The sequence below is a fragment of the Rummeliibacillus sp. JY-2-4R genome (assembly GCF_053847205.1).
Genome location: NZ_CM132623.1, coordinates 1180777 through 1197651 on the forward strand (window position 1 = coordinate 1180777; position 16875 = coordinate 1197651).

Annotated in this window: 19 protein-coding genes; 17 read left to right on the top strand and 2 right to left on the bottom strand. The window is 35.1% G+C overall.

All coding sequences use genetic code 11. The features are described 5' to 3' along the window. The first annotated feature begins 2 nt into the window (after positions 1-2). The 9 genes from aroA (at position 3) to ACWV26_RS05555 (ending at position 7690) form a co-directional block, all read left to right on the top strand. On the top strand, positions 3-1289 hold the full coding sequence (gene aroA, locus ACWV26_RS05515) for a 3-phosphoshikimate 1-carboxyvinyltransferase (protein ID WP_455897371.1): 1287 nt from the start codon (positions 3-5) through the stop codon (positions 1287-1289). Between the two features lie 254 nt (positions 1290-1543). Further along, complete coding sequence (locus tag ACWV26_RS05520; RefSeq protein WP_455897372.1) at positions 1544-2797, top strand: tetratricopeptide repeat protein; 1254 nt, start codon at positions 1544-1546, stop codon at positions 2795-2797. 17 nt (positions 2798-2814) lie between these two features. After that, complete coding sequence (locus ACWV26_RS05525; protein WP_455897373.1) at positions 2815-3366, top strand: ReoY family proteolytic degradation factor; 552 nt, start codon at positions 2815-2817, stop codon at positions 3364-3366. A gap of 49 nt (positions 3367-3415) precedes the next feature. Beyond that, positions 3416-3865, top strand: a complete 450-nt coding sequence (locus ACWV26_RS05530; protein ID WP_455897374.1) for a DUF2487 family protein — start codon at positions 3416-3418, stop codon at positions 3863-3865. Positions 3866-4031: 166 nt separating this feature from the next. Then, on the top strand, positions 4032-4535 hold the full coding sequence (locus ACWV26_RS05535; RefSeq protein ID WP_455897375.1) for a QcrA and Rieske domain-containing protein: 504 nt from the start codon (positions 4032-4034) through the stop codon (positions 4533-4535). A 21-nt stretch (positions 4536-4556) separates the two neighbouring features. Beyond that, positions 4557-5231 (top strand): menaquinol-cytochrome c reductase cytochrome b subunit, encoded by a 675-nt coding sequence (gene qcrB, locus ACWV26_RS05540; protein WP_455897376.1) that lies wholly within the window; start codon positions 4557-4559, stop codon positions 5229-5231. 42 nt (positions 5232-5273) lie between these two features. Next, positions 5274-6041, top strand: coding sequence for a c-type cytochrome (locus ACWV26_RS05545; RefSeq protein WP_455897377.1), 768 nt, complete (start codon positions 5274-5276; stop codon positions 6039-6041). Positions 6042-6350: 309 nt separating this feature from the next. Continuing rightward, on the top strand, positions 6351-6962 hold the full coding sequence (locus ACWV26_RS05550) for a DUF1405 domain-containing protein (protein WP_455897378.1): 612 nt from the start codon (positions 6351-6353) through the stop codon (positions 6960-6962). A gap of 47 nt (positions 6963-7009) precedes the next feature. After that, positions 7010-7690, top strand: coding sequence for a zinc metallopeptidase (locus tag ACWV26_RS05555; protein WP_455898185.1), 681 nt, complete (start codon positions 7010-7012; stop codon positions 7688-7690). Positions 7691-7787: 97 nt separating this feature from the next. Here ACWV26_RS05555 and ACWV26_RS05560 read toward each other — a convergent pair whose 3' ends face one another. After that, positions 7788-8654, bottom strand: a complete 867-nt coding sequence (locus tag ACWV26_RS05560; protein WP_455897379.1) for a YitT family protein — start codon at positions 8652-8654, stop codon at positions 7788-7790. Between the two features lie 296 nt (positions 8655-8950). On the opposite strand from ACWV26_RS05560, the gene dapB reads away from it, so the two are divergent. Genes dapB through ACWV26_RS05580 form a run of 4 tightly spaced genes read left to right on the top strand, consistent with a single transcriptional unit; the run spans position 8951 to position 12511 of the window. Beyond that, positions 8951-9748, top strand: coding sequence for a 4-hydroxy-tetrahydrodipicolinate reductase (gene dapB, locus ACWV26_RS05565; RefSeq protein ID WP_455897380.1), 798 nt, complete (start codon positions 8951-8953; stop codon positions 9746-9748). An 18-nt stretch (positions 9749-9766) separates the two neighbouring features. Then, positions 9767-10171 carry a methylglyoxal synthase gene (gene mgsA, locus ACWV26_RS05570; RefSeq protein WP_455897381.1) on the top strand — a complete coding sequence of 135 codons (405 nt, stop codon included), beginning with the start codon at positions 9767-9769 and terminating at the stop codon, positions 10169-10171. 17 nt (positions 10172-10188) lie between these two features. After that, positions 10189-11325 carry an N-acetyl-alpha-D-glucosaminyl L-malate synthase BshA gene (gene bshA / locus ACWV26_RS05575; RefSeq protein ID WP_455897382.1) on the top strand — a complete coding sequence of 379 codons (1137 nt, stop codon included), beginning with the start codon at positions 10189-10191 and terminating at the stop codon, positions 11323-11325. After that, positions 11318-12511, top strand: coding sequence for a CCA tRNA nucleotidyltransferase (locus ACWV26_RS05580; protein ID WP_455897383.1), 1194 nt, complete (start codon positions 11318-11320; stop codon positions 12509-12511). The genes bshA and ACWV26_RS05580 overlap by 8 nt, the downstream gene beginning before the upstream one ends. Before the next feature lie 548 nt (positions 12512-13059). Here ACWV26_RS05580 and ACWV26_RS05585 read toward each other — a convergent pair. Then, positions 13060-13191: a hypothetical protein gene (locus ACWV26_RS05585; RefSeq protein WP_455898186.1), complete on the bottom strand. Its 132-nt coding sequence runs from the start codon at positions 13189-13191 to the stop codon at positions 13060-13062. Positions 13192-13450: 259 nt separating this feature from the next. Here ACWV26_RS05585 and ACWV26_RS05590 point away from each other — a divergent pair, with 259 nt between their 5' ends. The 4 genes from ACWV26_RS05590 to panD all read left to right on the top strand — a co-directional run bounded on the left by ACWV26_RS05590 (position 13451) and on the right by panD (position 16734). Next, positions 13451-14434: a biotin--[acetyl-CoA-carboxylase] ligase gene (locus ACWV26_RS05590; RefSeq protein WP_455897384.1), complete on the top strand. Its 984-nt coding sequence runs from the start codon at positions 13451-13453 to the stop codon at positions 14432-14434. 223 nt (positions 14435-14657) lie between these two features. After that, positions 14658-15497: a 3-methyl-2-oxobutanoate hydroxymethyltransferase gene (panB, locus tag ACWV26_RS05595; RefSeq protein WP_455897385.1), complete on the top strand. Its 840-nt coding sequence runs from the start codon at positions 14658-14660 to the stop codon at positions 15495-15497. Further along, positions 15494-16360 (top strand): pantoate--beta-alanine ligase, encoded by an 867-nt coding sequence (panC, locus tag ACWV26_RS05600; protein WP_455897386.1) that lies wholly within the window; start codon positions 15494-15496, stop codon positions 16358-16360. Before panB ends, panC begins: the two co-directional genes overlap by 4 nt. Then, on the top strand, positions 16348-16734 hold the full coding sequence (panD, locus tag ACWV26_RS05605) for an aspartate 1-decarboxylase (RefSeq protein ID WP_455897387.1): 387 nt from the start codon (positions 16348-16350) through the stop codon (positions 16732-16734). Before panC ends, panD begins: the two co-directional genes overlap by 13 nt. The last annotated feature ends 141 nt before the right edge of the window (positions 16735-16875 follow it).

Below are 16875 nucleotides of genomic sequence, written 5' to 3' on the forward strand. Positions count from 1 at the left end.
CTTTGACAGAAGTGAAATTAAATTATGACAAGCCTACGTTAAAAGGCGAAATTACAGTACCTGGTGATAAGTCCATTTCTCATCGTTCAATAATGTTTGGTAGTATCGCAGAAGGAAAGACAACAGTAAGTGGTTTCTTATTAGGGAATGATTGTTTAAGCACAATTGATTGCTTCAGAAAATTAGGCGTTGATATTGAACTGGATGGAACAAATGTTGAAATCAATAGTAATGGTATCGAAAATTGGGAAGAACCTAGTGAGATTCTATATACAGGAAATTCAGGAACAACAACTCGTCTTATGTTAGGATTATTAGCAGGTACTCAATTTCACACAGTAATAAATGGTGATGCATCCATCGGGAAAAGACCGATGAAGCGTGTTCTTTCACCACTTCGTGAAATGGGTGCTCATATAACAGGAAGAATGGATGGAGAGTATACCCCTTTAGCTATAAAAGGTAGTGCGCTAAAAGCAATTGAATATACAATGCCAGTTGCTAGTGCACAAGTAAAATCTGCTATTTTACTTGCTGGATTACTTGCTGATGGGACAACGGTTATTCACGAAAAAGAGGTTTCAAGAGACCATACGGAAAGAATGCTTCGCCAATTCGGTGCTGAAGTGGTAGTAGAAAACGGTACAGTTTCATATAAAGGTGGACAAAAATTATATGCAACTCATGTCAATGTACCAGGTGATATTTCTTCTGCAGCATTCTTTTTAGTAGCTGGTGCAATAGCTAAGGATAGTGAAATCATTTTACGCAATGTTGGCCTAAATCCTACTCGTACAGGTATAATTGATGTGTTACAAGCAATGGGGGCTAACATGGAGATTATAATTGACGATGAACAGGCCGCAGAACCAATTGGAACAATAATCATACGAAATTCTGATTTAGTAGGGACAACCATCTCTGGAGATCTAATACCTCGATTGATCGATGAAATTCCGATTATCGCATTACTAGCTACAAAGGCCAAGGGTACAACAATTATTCGTGACGCAGCTGAATTAAAAGTAAAAGAAACAGATCGTATTACCGCTGTTGTCAATGAATTAAAAAAACTAGGTGCAAATATTGAAGGAACAGAGGACGGAATGATCATCCATGGGGATACTAATCTTCATGGAGCTCAACTTCAAACATATGGTGATCATCGCATCGGAATGATGGGCGCAATTGCTGCTTTAGTTACAGAAGGTACAGTTGTACTTGATGACAGGGAATGCATTGCTGTATCCTACCCAACATTCTTCAATGACCTAGAAAAAATAATTTAAAAGTTATATATTTATGAAACTCTCCTATTTTAGGAGAGTTTTTTCTTGTATATAAAGGATTAGTCATGTAGCATAATGATAAAAGCGGTTCTATATTGGTCTGTAGGGGATTCGTACCATTTATAGGGGAGTAATTTTAACTAGAGATGAAATACGTTTACAGATTGTGTTCGAAAGTTTCTGCACTATTTCCCCAACCTTAATCGTAGGACTTTATTAGAAATGTAGTATAAATAGAAGAATTAGGTGACATTATGGATATACAGAAAAAAATGATTAATGCTATTCAACAAGGCGATTTAGAAAATATACAAAATCTGCTTGAAGAGTTTAAATTACAAGTTGATCCGGATATGCAATATGAAGTGTCTGGTTTCTTAACGAATTTCGGATTTGTCGATGAAGCAGATGAGATATTAAATCATTTGCAATATTTATTTCCAGATGAAGCACAACTTAAAATTGACCGCGCAACACTAATGATGGAAAGAAATCAGGAAGATGAGGCATTAGATTTATTAATGTCTATAAGCCAAAATGCCCCTGAATATCCACAAGTACTATTAGCTTTAGCAGACTATTATCAAATGCAAGGTTTGTATGAAGTTTCTGAGCAAAGAATTGAAGAGGCTTTGAATTTATTGCCTAATGAACCATTATTACATTTTGCAAAAGCAGAATTATTAATGGAAATGGGTCGTTTTACTGAAGCTGCCCGCATTTATCATGAATTATATGAAGAACAAGCTGAAATCGCGGGTGTACGATTAGTGGAACGACTAGCAGAAGTACATCGTGCTGGAGCAGCCTATGAAGAAGCCTTTTCGTTTTATGTTAAAGCGCTTGAAGATAATACCTCTCCTGATCTTTTATTTGGAGCAGCCTATTCTGCCTTCCAAACACAAATGTATGAGACAGCAATTCATTATGCAGAAGATTTAAAAACGCTAGATCCAGATTATTTTTCTGCCTATTTATTATTAGCTCAAAGTTATGCAATGATAGAAAATAATAAAAAAGCATTAGAGGTTATTAAAGAAGGATTAACTCGCGATGAATATGATAAAGAACTATATTTATTTGCAGGGAAAATGGCGTTAAAAAACAGTTTACCTAAAGAAGCAGAAAATTATTTGCGTCAAGCAATTGCGTTAGACAGTGAATATATGGAAGCAATTATTATACTTGTTTCAATTCTTTCTAAAGAAGAAAGAGATGAAGAAATAATTGAAATAATTGAGAATCTTGAGAAAGAAAGCTTCGATTGGTCTACATTATCAGCATTTGCAGCGATTTCTTATGATCGATTAGAAAATTATGAACGTGCATACGATTTTTATCAATTAGCATATAATGACCATAAGGAAGATCCATTATTCCTTGAAAAGTATGCTTATTTTTTAATTGAAGATGGTAAACGCATTGAAGCAAAGAAAGTTGTTAGTGAGTTAATGACGTTACAACCAGATGAACCAACTTGGCAAGATCTTTTACAATCATTTGAATGAGAGGAGGCTCATTTTATATGACCGCATCCGTTTCTGTCTTGGATAAAAAAGAATTTGTCCGCTGGTTTTTAAAAAAGTACCAAATGAAACGTCGTGAGTGTGTATGGATTTTAAACTATCTGCTTGGTCATGATGAATTATTGGAGCATATTCATTTTGTTGAGGAAGCACATTACTGCCCGCGAGCAATGGTCATGTCAACTACTGACTCATCAGGCATACCATTTCGCTTCTACAGGGGTAACATTATGACAGCAGATGCGGAAAAATCCTTCCATGATTTAAGGCTTCATCCAGATGAGGAAATGTTTATACAATTGAATTTCCCTAAAGTTCCACCTAGTCGTGAATACTTAACGGTTTTAGAGGAAAATCCGTACATGCCAAATTATTTGCAAATTAGTGAGTCGGATCGCCAACTAGCAGAGGAAATATTGCAAGATAGTATGAAAACATTCCAAGAAGAAGCAGTTTTAAAACAAATTGATGAAGCATTGGATCAGAATGACAAAGAGAAGTTTTATAAGTTATCTGCATTATTAAACGTTATCAAGAATGTAGAACAATAAAAACTTCATCCTTTACTGGATGAAGTTTTCTTTTAGGAGGAATCATTTCATGTATTGGACAAGTAAGGATATAGAAGAGTTTATTAAACAAAAAGAGTTTATAGATACCGCAATTGTGCCATTAGTTATTTTAGAAGGTACAGATTTAGGTATAAAACAGAGTGCTTCTGGGGCAGAATTCTTAATGTCATTAACTAATTTTATTGAGCAACAATTTAAAGGCCGTATTGTGCTAACTTCACCAATTACATATACCAAGTCGATGTCAAAAAAAGAAATAATAGTAGCTTTTTATGATGAATTAATAGAAGCAGGTTTTAAATATATTTTCTTTGTTACATCAGACTATGAATGGAATGAATTTTCACCAGATTATGATATTATATGGCTTCCTTCGATTCCTTTAGGTGATATGGATCAAAAAGTTAGACAATCGGTCCTAAGTGATCAGTTAAGACAGGTTATTCCCATGCTATCTACTAAATGGTCAGCACAGTAATTTTTCTAATTATTCATTCAATATTTAGTCACAAAAGTCACAAAACAGCGCATTGCATTATTGACCTAACATTTTAGTTGATATATCATAGATATGTCCTAGTATTACTATTTTGTATAAGTTTTTTTGTCCGTTGGACTGATTTGAAGTTAGAGGGGGGAAAAGAATGAGTAACAATCGTGTCACAAGACGTCAATTCTTGAACTACACATTAACTGGTGTAGGCGGTTTCATGGCAGCTGGTATGTTAATGCCAATGGCTCGCTTTGCAATCGATCCAGTTCTACAAAAAAAGGCAGGCGGCGACTTCGTTCCTACTGATAAAAAAGCCGCAGAACTTACTGATAAGCCTGTAAAAGTAGATTTTACTTTTGAACAAGTTGACGCTTGGTACAAATCAGATGTTACAAATACAGCGTGGGTGTATAAAGATGGCGATAAAATCGTTGCATTATCACCTGTATGTAAGCATTTAGGTTGTACTGTAAACTGGGAAGGGAATCCGGACTTCAAAAACCAATTCTACTGCCCATGTCACGGAGGCCGTTATGAGAAAAACGGTAAAAACATCGCAGGTACACCACCACTTGGTCCTTTAGATGAGTTTGAAGTAAAAGTAAAAGACGGTCTAGTATTGATCGGAAAAACAAGAGCAAATACTTTAGTATAATTGTAAGGGGGTACGACATCAGTGCTTAATAAAATCTATGATTGGGTCGATGAACGACTTGATATTACACCGATTTGGCGTGATATTGCCGACCATGAAGTTCCAGAGCACGTAAACCCTGCACATCATTTCTCTGCATTCGTATATTGTTTCGGGGGGTTAACGTTCTTCGTTACGGTTATTCAAATCTTATCAGGTATGTTCTTAACAATGTACTATGTACCAGATATTGAAAATGCATGGAAATCTGTTTACTACCTACAAAATGAGGTAGCATTCGGTGAAATCGTGCGTGGTATGCATCACTGGGGCGCTTCCCTCGTAATTGTAATGATGTTCCTTCATACATTACGTGTTTTCTTCACGGGATCCTATAAAAAACCTCGTGAACTGAACTGGATTGTTGGGGTACTAATTTTCTGTGTAATGTTAGGCCTTGGCTTTACAGGTTACCTACTTCCTTGGGACATGAAAGCATTATTTGCAACAAAAGTAGGTATTCAAATTGCTGCATCAGTACCATTTATTGGTGAATTAATTAAAATATTATTAGCTGGTGATGCACACATTATTGGTGCACAGACTTTAACTAGATTCTTTGCTATTCATGTATTCTTCTTACCAGCAGTCTTACTAGCATTGCTTGCAGCACACTTTATCATGATTCGTAGACAAGGAATATCTGGCCCATTGTAGTGTTACATACAGCCAACAATATTTCCTTAAGGAGGGGACACAATGCATAAAGGAAAAGGAATGAAATTCGTAGGTGATACGCGTGTTCCGCAAAAGAACAACAAAAACGTATATCCACCAGATTATTCCGAATATCCTGGCAAAACAGAACCGTTCTGGCCTGACTTCTTATTAAAAGAATGGATGGTAGGTGCAGTATTCTTAGTTGGGTATTTAATCTTAACAGTTGCTCATCCATCTCCACTTGAAGGACAAGCAGATCCAACTAACACAGGTTATATTCCAATGCCGGACTGGTATTTCTTATTCTTATACCAATTACTTAAATATGAATATGCTTCAGGTCCTTACAATACTATCGGTGCCATTGTAGTTCCTGCAATTGCAGTTGGTGCTTTAATGTTAGCACCATTCCTAGATAGAGGCCCTGAACGTAAGCCAACAAAACGCCCATTACCAGTAGCATTTATGTTATTAGCTCTATGTGCTATGGTTTTCTTAACTTGGGAATCAGTAGTTAACCATGACTGGGCAGCTGCTAAAAAACAAGGCCAAATTGTTAAAGCAGTTGAAATTAACCAAGAAGATCCAGGTTATAAAGTATATGCTAAACAATCATGTATCAATTGTCATGGTGATAAACTTCAAGGTGGAGTAGGTCCAGCATTAACCAATACTGGCTTAGCACCAGAAGAAATCGCCAAAATTGCTCATAATGGTAAAGGCGGTATGCCAGCTGGTCAATTTAAAGGCTCAGATGCAGATCTTGATAAATTAGCAAAATTTATCTCAGGATTAAAAGCTGAATAATAGAAGAAGAGTCAGGAAACTGGCTCTTTTTTTCTATCTACATACATAGACGTTCGATACAATGAAAGGTTACATAAATAAAGTACTTATCCTGCATTAACGGGCTTTTGGCTCAACTTTAAAGGCTTTAGAAGATTTGAAGAAGCGCAAGGCTGGAGATAACTGCCCGTAAATGCACGATTTGTTCAACTGACAATTAGTGGGGAAGGCCAAAAACGCCACGACTATCGCAACGTTTGCACTAGTACGTCCTGTACGTCGGAAAACCCCACGGATTGAAGTTTCACTTTATTAATTAGGAGGGGGAAAATGAAGAAATTTTTCTTTTTTTTAAGGATGATGTTATATTCAAAGTCTTTTCTGTGGCTTTTATTAATTATTAACATATTGGGAACTATTGGAGGGTATATATGGTATGGAGGACAATTATCTATTACAAAACCAATATTCTATATATTTGTTCCAGACAGTCCTACAGCTACATTGTTTTTTTCAATTGCATTACTAGGTTGGATTTTCGGCAAAAACTGGCGTCTTATTGAAGCTCTAGCATTGATTACTCTAGTGAAATATGGACTTTGGGCAGTAGTGATGAATATTTTAGCATTATTACAAATGGGTTCAATTGGTTATCTTGGATGGATGCTCGTTATTTCACATTTCGCTATGGCAGTTCAAGCAATTATATATATTCCAATGTATGATTTTAAACTAAAACATATAGGTATTGCGGCAATTTGGACATTGCATGATGTTATGATTGATTATGTATTTGGTCAAATGCCAATTTATAGTATGCTTTCTGATTATATGAGACAAATTGGTTACTTTACATTCTGGTTATCTATAGCTTGTATAATTCTTGCTTATTTTGTCGAACGAAAACGGTTTTTATTTGCGAGTAAAAATGTTTCCCCTTAAAATAAAGGTATGATAGCAATTAGGAGGCTGGTATTTTGTCAATTGCGATGTATATCGTCTATTTTCTTGTATTAATGTTGCTACCACTTTATGCTCAGCGTAAAGTTATGAAAACGTATCAACGTTATGCAGAAGTTCGTTCTACATCTGGTATGACAGGTGCAGAAGTAGCAAGAACGATTTTGGATAGTAATGGATTGAGTCAAGTAAGAGTGTTAGAAACTTCAGGGGTCTTATCTGATTACTATGATCCAAGGAATCAAACCGTAAACCTTTCTTCACAAAATTATCATAATGCATCAGTAGCTGGGACTGCAGTTGCAGCACACGAATGCGGACATGCAATTCAACATAAGGAAGCATATGCTTTCTTAACATTCCGTTCTAAATTAGTACCTGCAGCTAACATTTCATCAAATCTATCTTGGATTTTCATCATGATTGGTATGCTGAGTTCATCAATGAGATCACTAATGCTTGTTGGTATAATCCTTCTAGCTATTGGTGTATTATTCCAAATCGTAACATTACCTGTAGAATTTGATGCATCAAAGCGTGCAATGAACCAAGTAGTATCTTTAGGGATTATCCGAAATGAAGAAGAATCTCATGCTAGAAAAGTATTGAGTGCAGCGGCCCTAACATATGTAGCAGCGGCAGCAACTGCAGTAATGGAATTGATGCGATTGTTGTTAGTCTATACAGGTATGAGAAATGATGAAGAATAGATAAAGTGAATATCCAAATTAAAAGCATCGATCAGTGGTTAATGATCGATGCTTTTGTTGTTTTTAACATTCGTTATAGAAATGGACGATAAAAGATTTATTCTATTGGTCGTTTTTGATCATCTAATGTGAATCCTTCACCACTGACATCATGAACTTCTGATACTGATATGAAAGCATGTGGGTCAACTGATAGCACAATACTTTTTAATTTGAACATTTCATTTTTGGCTACTACGCAGTATATTACTTTGCGTTCTTCTTTTGTGTAATACCCAAATCCTTTTAAAAATGTTACGCCTCGGTCCATTTGTTTTGTAATACGTTCTGCAATTTCATTGTTATTATTTGAAATAATAATAGCACCTCTTGCTGCATATGCACCTTCTTGCACAAAGTCAATTACTTGAGCGGTAACAAATACGCATACTAGCGTATACATAACAGAACGGGCATCTAAGTAAGTTAGCCATGATAACAAGATAACACAAGCATCGAACATAAACATTGTCTTACCCATTGGCCATCCAAAGAACTTATTGACTAGTCGAGCGATAATATCGACGCCACCTGTTGTTCCTCCAAAACGGAAGATTATACCTAGACCAACTCCTAGGAAAACTCCCGCGAACAAAGAGACAAGGAACATGTCATCATGTAAATCAATTGGGAATTCATAAATCTGAAATACTTTCAAAAAGACAGATACAGAAACGGTTCCTATAATGGTATAGACAAAAGTCTTTTTACCAAGAACGCGCCAACCGATGATGAACATTGGTATATTCAATACTAAGTTCATAATAGCAGGATCAAGATGAAATACATTGTATAAAATTAACGTTATACCATTAAAACCGCCTTCACCCAAATGGATTTGTATATTAAAATGTACAAATCCAAAACCAAAAAGTGCAGCTCCTAGTATAATAAACAAAGTATTTTTGAGTTTGATTTTCGGCATACAATTTCACCTCATTTTAGTTGTAGAGTATAATAACGTTAAGCGTGTAGAAATTTGTAAACAATTATCGAAATCATTAGGGCTAGATGATAAAGTAGAAACTAGGATGGGGTAAGATTTTACTTTACATGATTTTGTTTCTAAAAATCTCACACAAGAGTATATTATCGTTTATTTAGTGAATTTTGACAACAACTAGTAAAGAATATATTCCCCTAATTAAAGAATTTCAAAATTATGTTTGAAAAGAAACTACAAATGCTGTAAATTCATTGGAATAGAGAGGAAGTAAAATAATGACAATTCGAGTTGTAATTGCAGGGCCAAGAGGTAAAATGGGACAAGAAGCAGTACATACTGTAATGAATGATGATAATATGGAGTTAGTGGCTGTATTAGATCATAAAGAAATAGCACCAAATTTGGCACAATACGAACAATTTCCTGATTACTATAATATCCCTGTATATACAGAGTTACATACATTATTTGATATTATAAAAGCAGATGTATTTGTTGATTTAACTACACCGAAAGTTGGTTATGAACATACAAAAACTGCACTTTTTGCAGGAGTACGACCAGTAATCGGCACAACAGGATTTAGTGATGGACAATTAGAAGAACTTAAGAATCTTGCTAAATCGTCAGGCGTTGGATGTATTATTGCTCCAAACTTTGCAGTAGGTGCAGTATTAATGATGAAGTTTGCTCAAATGGCTGCAAATTATTTTCCAGATGTCGAAATTATTGAAATGCACCATGATCGAAAATTAGATGCGCCTTCAGGTACTGGAGTAAAAACGGCACAATTGATTGCTGAAAATAGAACTGCCCACAAACAAGGTCATCCAGAAGAACATGAAAATATTGATGGAGCTAGAGGTGCAGATATAGATGGTATGCGAATCCATAGCGTACGATTGCCTGGTCTTGTAGCACATCAACAAGTGCTGTTCGGTGGAACCGGTGAGCTTTTAACAATCCGTCATGATTCAATGGATCGAAAATCATTTATGACAGGTGTTAAATTATCCATTGAAAAGGTAATGGAATTAAATGAATTAGTTTATGGTTTAGAAAACATTTTATAGAAAGCTTGGTGCACCCGTATGAAAATTGCTTTAATTGCGCATGACAAGAAAAAAGATGATATGGTGCAATTTGTGATAGCATATCGCGACATACTATCTCAACATGCATTATTTGCAACAGGTACTACTGGGCAAAGAATAATTGATGCAACAGGATTAGATGTAACAAGATTCCGTTCAGGTCCATTAGGTGGAGACCAACAAATTGGCGCTATGGTTGCCAATAATGATATGGACATGGTTATTTTCTTTAGGGATTCATTAACTGCTCAGCCTCATGAACCAGATGTTTCAGCTTTGATCCGTTTAAGTGATGTTTATCAAATTCCACTTGCTACGAATATGGGAACAGCTGAAGTTTTACTGAAAGGGTTACAAGAAGGATTTATCGATTGGCGTTTAATAGAAGAACGCAGAAAATAGAAAGGAAGTGTGGTCGGGTGAAGAAAATGAAAATCGGTATTACATGTTATCCGACCGTGGGTGGCTCTGGCGTAATGGCAACTGAGCTGGGTAAAATGTTGGCAGAAAAAGGACATGAAATTCATTTCATCACATCTAGTATGCCATTTCGATTGAATAAAATTTATCCCAACATTTTTTTCCATGAAGTACAAGTCAATAATTATTCAGTATTTCAATATCCGCCATATGATATTGCGCTTGCTAGTAAAATGTCAGATGTTATTCAAAGTGAAGAACTAGATGTTTTACATGTTCATTATGCAATTCCCCATGCAGTATGCGCTGTCTTGGCTCGTGGTATGTCTGGACAAGATATTGGGATTGTTACTACATTACATGGCACAGATATTACAGTATTAGGGATTGATACTTCCTTAACAAGCGCCATAAAATATGGTATTGAAAAATCGGATATCGTAACTGCTGTTTCAAATTCATTAAAACAACAAACATATGAATTAATTGATACAACTAAACCGATTGAAACCATCTATAATTTTGTGGATGAAAGGGAATATTATCCAAGAGACGGAAGTCAGCTCAAAAAGGATTTTGGAATTCAAGCTAACGAGAGAGTATTAATACATGTTTCGAATTTTAGAAAAGTAAAACATGTACCAGATATCATTCGAACGTTTATAAAAGTAAGAGAGAAAATGCCAGCAAGATTATTACTAGTAGGCGATGGTCCTGAGAAAAACCAAATCATGCATGAAGTGAAAAAGTGTCCGTATGCATCAGATATTTTGTTTTTGGGAAAACAAGAAAATCTAGCTGAGTTATATGCAATGAGTGATTTAAAATTATTAATGTCTGAGAAGGAAGCATTCGGTCTCGTTTTATTAGAAGCAATGGCTTGTGGAGTGCCAGGAATCGGTACGAATATCGGTGGTATTCCTGAAGTAATTTCTCATGGAGAAAATGGCTATATAGTTGAACTTGGAGATTTTGAACAGGCTGCAGCATATGCTATAGATTTATTGAATGATGAAGCAAAACTTCAACAATTCAGGAATCATGCAATTCTAACTGCGAAACAAAATTTCCATTCTTCTAATATTGTAGAACAATATGAAGCGCTCTACGAAAAGGTGGCACGAAAATATGATTAAACAAAAGGCATGGAAAGCAGCTTTTGAGGTAATTGCTTTACTTGAGGAAAATGGATATGAAGCAGTGATAGTAGGTGGGGCTGTACGTGATTCGTTAAGAGGGCATAGAGTAAATGACGTAGATGTTGCAACAAATGCAGTACCTACCGAGGTGAAAACAGTTTTTTCAAACACAGTAGATGTTGGAATTTCACATGGTACTGTACTAGTTATTCATCCAATTTGTCCTGTAGAAGTGACCACATATCGAACTGAGGGTACTTATCAAGACCACCGCCGACCGGATCAAGTTCATTTTGTTTCGTCATTAGCAGAAGATTTGAAAAGACGAGATTTTACAATTAATGCTATGGCTATGACAGGTAATCAAGAAATCATTGACTTATTTGGCGGGAAAGAGGATATACAAAATGGCGTGATAAGAGCTGTTGGTAATCCTTTGGAACGTTTTAAAGAAGATGCCTTAAGAATGCTCCGTGCCATTCGTTTTAGTGCGCAACTAGGTTTTCAAATAGAGAACAATACCTTTCATGCAATTTCTGTTCAAGCTAAGGATATCCGTTTCATTGCTGTAGAGAGAATAAAAGCAGAATTCGATAAAATCTTCGTTAGTGAACATCCGGGAATTGCTATGGAAAACATACAAAAATCCGGTCTAACTGAATTTTTGCCTGGTAATTATGATAAATATGAAGATTTTGAATCTTTTAAAGCAAGCAAAGATGCTTATAAAGGATGGGCTTATTTTTGCCTATTGCAAGAGTCGCAAGAGATCAATATTATGTCTGCTTTTAAATGTTCAAACAGTGAAAAAAAACAAGCATTAGAGATTATAAATGCTTATCAATCCTTAATATCTAAGGGTTGGTCAAAAATAGATTATTTTACATTTGATTTAGAAGTATTAAAAACAGCGTTAGAATTTGCAAATAATCTTGGAAAAGGGCTTTCTCATACATTCACATTTGAAGAAATTGAGAATGTAAAGCTGAATTTGCCGGTTCACCAAAAATCAGATCTAGTAGTAAAAGGGCATGATTTGATGAAATGGAGCGGGCAAAAAAGTGGACCATGGGTAAAAGAATCACTAAAAAACATGCTTATTGAAATTCTTGAAGGTCGTCTTTTAAATGACAGACAACAAATAAAGGAATGGTTTTTAAATGAGCATACCAAAGGATTTTAAACAATTTAAATAGATATAGTTTAGAAATAATACAACAGGTGACTAAAAACGACCAAAGTATAGGAGGTCGTTTTTTAAGTCACTTTTTTACTTTGTCTTTATTAATCCATAACCTCCTAATTTAGAAAAAATTATTAAATTCACCTTTTTAATCATTAATCAATTTGGGTCCATCTTCAAACTGATTGAAGGTAGATGTTTATTTACAAATTATTAGGGTATATAGAAACCGAATACTATATCATTTTTCTTAAGGAGGAACGAATGAATAATCACATAGAACAACTTAAAACTGATTTCCAAACATTAAGTGAAGAGCTTCGCAGTTTAAAAAAAGAAATCCTTGAAGTTTTGGAAAGCTTAAATACATAAATGAAAAATCCCCTGTCATCAACGTTTCGGATGTAGGGGAATTTTTGTAAAAAACAAAGTAGAATATATTCTATTTTCTTAATAATTAATTTAGTGATAGCACTGAACATAAAGCCCGTTTCCTTTTGACCATTCAGCAAAGTAAATTTTCTTGATATCATCGTAACCTTCTTCTTTTAATAAGTTAATGACCCATTATTCATTCTTTCCCAATTGATCCAGTGAGAATGACCTTTTTCAATTAGTCCCTCATCAATAATTAGAAGGGGTAGCATACCAGTTCCTTGATTGGATGATTTTTTTTTCATCAAACTAATTTGCCCATCTGGTTCTAAAATGACATATTTTACATGTGGCCTTAAAAATTGTTTGATAGCAGGTTACTAAGGACGCGATGGAGAATGTGAAAAAGGCTGGTGAAAAGCGACCAACAATTATTATCTATATAGATAATGAAAGTTCATGAATTAAGATATAGTTAATAAATTGCATAACGTAGTCAAATTAAGATTTTTGTTATATGGTATATTTATCTAAAATACTTATTATTAAAGGAATGGTTTTTAAATGAGCGTCCCGATTAAATTTGAACTAATCAAACGTTTATCTAAAGCTAAAGGGGAGCCAGTTTCCGGGCAACAATTAGCTGATGATCTAAACATCTCAAGAACGGCAATATGGAAACATATGAAACAGTTAGAAGAAGAGGGATATAAATTTGAATCCGTTCGGAAAAAGGGGTACATTATGATTTCATCACCTGATACATTAAATCCTGCTAAAATCGCAGCAACACTTGAGACAGAAGATTTTGGCAAGCATATTATCTATGAAAAAACTTTTACATCTACACAAACCATTGCTCATCAACATGCACAAGATGGAGCGCCAAATGGTACAGTTGTTATTTGTGAGGAACAAACAGAAGGTAGGGGGCGCTTAATGCGTCCGTGGAAGTCACAAATGGGTAAAGGAATTTTTATGAGTATTATCTTACGTCCAGATGTTCCACCATATGAAGCACCACAGTTTACATTAGTTGCGGCTGTAGCAATAACATCTGCAATCCATGATGTTGTAGGAATACGTCCAGATATTAAATGGCCAAATGATTTACTAATCAATGGTTTGAAATGTACAGGTATATTAACAGAAATGCAAGCGGATCCAGATCGCGTCAATGCAATCATAATGGGAATCGGCATTAATGTAAATCACAATCCTGAGGACTTTGATGATGAAATTGCTGATATTGCTACATCTCTAAAAATTGCTTCAGGAAAACATATTGATCGTGCAGAACTTGTGGCGAAGATTCTTTATTATTTAGAAAGATTCTGCACTCAATATATAGAAGAAGGATTTGAAAATATTAAAGCAATCTGGGAAGAATATTCCTGTACGATTGGAAATCGTATTAAAGCAACAACTTTACGTGAAGTGTTTGTGGGAAAAGCGATTGGCATCACTAAGGATGGCGTTTTACAATTACAACTTGACGATGGCTCAATTAAAGAAATATATTCTGCTGATATTGAACTTGAAAAATAATATTGGCAATCGTTTTAATTCTTGTTATAGTGGAATCATAGGACAGTATCCTAATCGAACTGTACCTAAACTTTATTCTTAACACAATAACAAAAAATATCTGCCTTGATCTTATTAGACAGGGACGGAAGAAAACGATTCAAATGTGATGATAACACTACCCTTCTGTCCATTTTTAGACAGAGGGGTTTTTTGTTTTCTTCCTCAAAAAAGGAGGAAAAAGATGAAAAGCACAACTGAATTCTTAAAAATGAAAGAACGTAACGAAAAAATTGTCATGTTAACAGCATATGATTATCCGTCTGCAGTGCTAGCTGAAAATGCTAACATTGATATGATTCTTGTCGGGGATTCACTTGGAATGGTCGTATTAGGTTATGACTCTACTGTAAAAGTAACTTTAGATGACATGATTCATCATGGGAAAGCGACTAGAAGAGGAGCAAAAGATACATTTATTGTCGTAGATATGCCTTTTGGTAGTTACCATGGAGATGTAACGGAAACGCTAAGAAACGGCGTTCAATTGTTTCAACAAACTGGAGCTAATGCATTAAAAGTAGAAGGTGCAGGTCCATTAATTCATTCTATAAAAACGCTTATTTCAGCAGGTATTCCAATTGTTGGACATCTTGGATTACAACCTCAATCTGCAGCTGTATTGGGTGGATATAAAGTCCAAGGGAAAACAGTAGAAACTGCAGAGAATTTAATTAGAGATTCTTTAGAGCTTGAAGCAGCGGGTGTTTGTGCGATTGTCTTAGAATGTGTTCCTCATGAACTTGCAGGCGTTGTTGCTTCCAAATTGAAAATACCTGTTATTGGAATTGGAGCTGGGCAAGAAGTGGATGGGCAAGTATTAGTATTCCACGATGTACTAGCTTATGGAAATCATCATGTTCCTAAATTTGTAGAAATCTTTGCAAATGCAGGAGAAACCATTATTGATGGGATTGAAGCATATAGAGATGCAGTGAAACAAGGAACTTTTCCTGCACAAAAACATCAATTTACCATGTCAGATGAGGTACTTGACCAACTTTATGGGGGAATACCAAGATGAAAGTGATTACAACGATCATAGAATTACAGCAAGAATTAGAAAAACATCGTGTTGAAAGAAAGACAATTGCTTTAGTGCCAACAATGGGCTACTTACATGATGGTCATTTAACACTAGCGAAAGCTGCAAGAGAACACAATGATGTTGTAGTAATGAGCGACTTTGTCAATCCAACACAATTTGGTCCAAATGAAGACTTTGAAAGTTATCCAAGAGATTTAGCAAGAGATGAACAAATGGCAAGTAATGCGGGTGTTGATTATCTATTTGCTCCCTCAGTAGAAGAAATATACCCTACAGATGGTGGTATTCGATTTGAAGCAGGTCCAGCATCAAAAGTACTTTGTGGCGCATCAAGACCCATCCATTTTAATGGTGTTTTACAAGTAGTATCGAAACTTTTCCATATTATTCAACCAACAAATGCGTATTTTGGACAAAAAGATGCTCAACAATTAGCCTTAATTAAAATGATGGTTAGAGACTATAATTTTCCAGTGAACATTTGTAGCGTGCCGATTGTTCGTGAAGAAGACGGTTTAGCCAAAAGTTCTAGAAATGTTTTCTTAACAGAAGAGGAAAGAAAACAAGCACCTGTACTTCAAAAAGCTTTGCAACGAGCAAAAGAGGAGTTTCTAAATTCAGAAGAAGAAAATCAAGCAATTCAAATTGCAAAATCTATTATTGAAAATGAGACATCAGGTAAAATAGATTATTTAGAATTGCGAAGTTATCCTGATTTAAAAAATATAAGTCCTGAAACTTCCCACTATTTACTTGCAGTAGCAGTTTATTTTTCTCAAGTAAGACTAATAGATAATATTCTTTTTTCAAAAAAGGAGATAGAATTATGCTTAAAATGATGATGACATCTAAACTCCATCGAGCAACAGTTACACAAGCTGATTTAAACTATGTAGGGAGTATAACAATAGATGCAGATTTACTAGATTCAGTTGGTATTTTACCAAATGAAAAAGTTCAAATTGTAAATAATAATAACGGTGCACGATTTGAGACATATACGATAGCAGGCATTCGAGGTTCTGGAGTTATTTGTTTAAACGGAGCAGCGGCAAGACTAGTTCAGCCAGGAGATATTGTGATTATCATAGGCTATAGTTACATGACAGCAGAGGAAGCAAAAACATATGAACCAAAAGTTGCCATTTTAGATGAAAATAATAAAATAAAACAACTAATTTACAATGAGCCAGAAGCAACAGTAATAATGTGATTGAATAATCCCCCGTAAAGATGAATTTTACGGGGGATTTTTTATTGATAATATTGAGCAAATCACGAAGGCAACGAAGCTAGCGAGTCAATGCATAGAGCAAGGATTTTTTAGTAAGGCTAGTGCTCGCAAAATATGAGG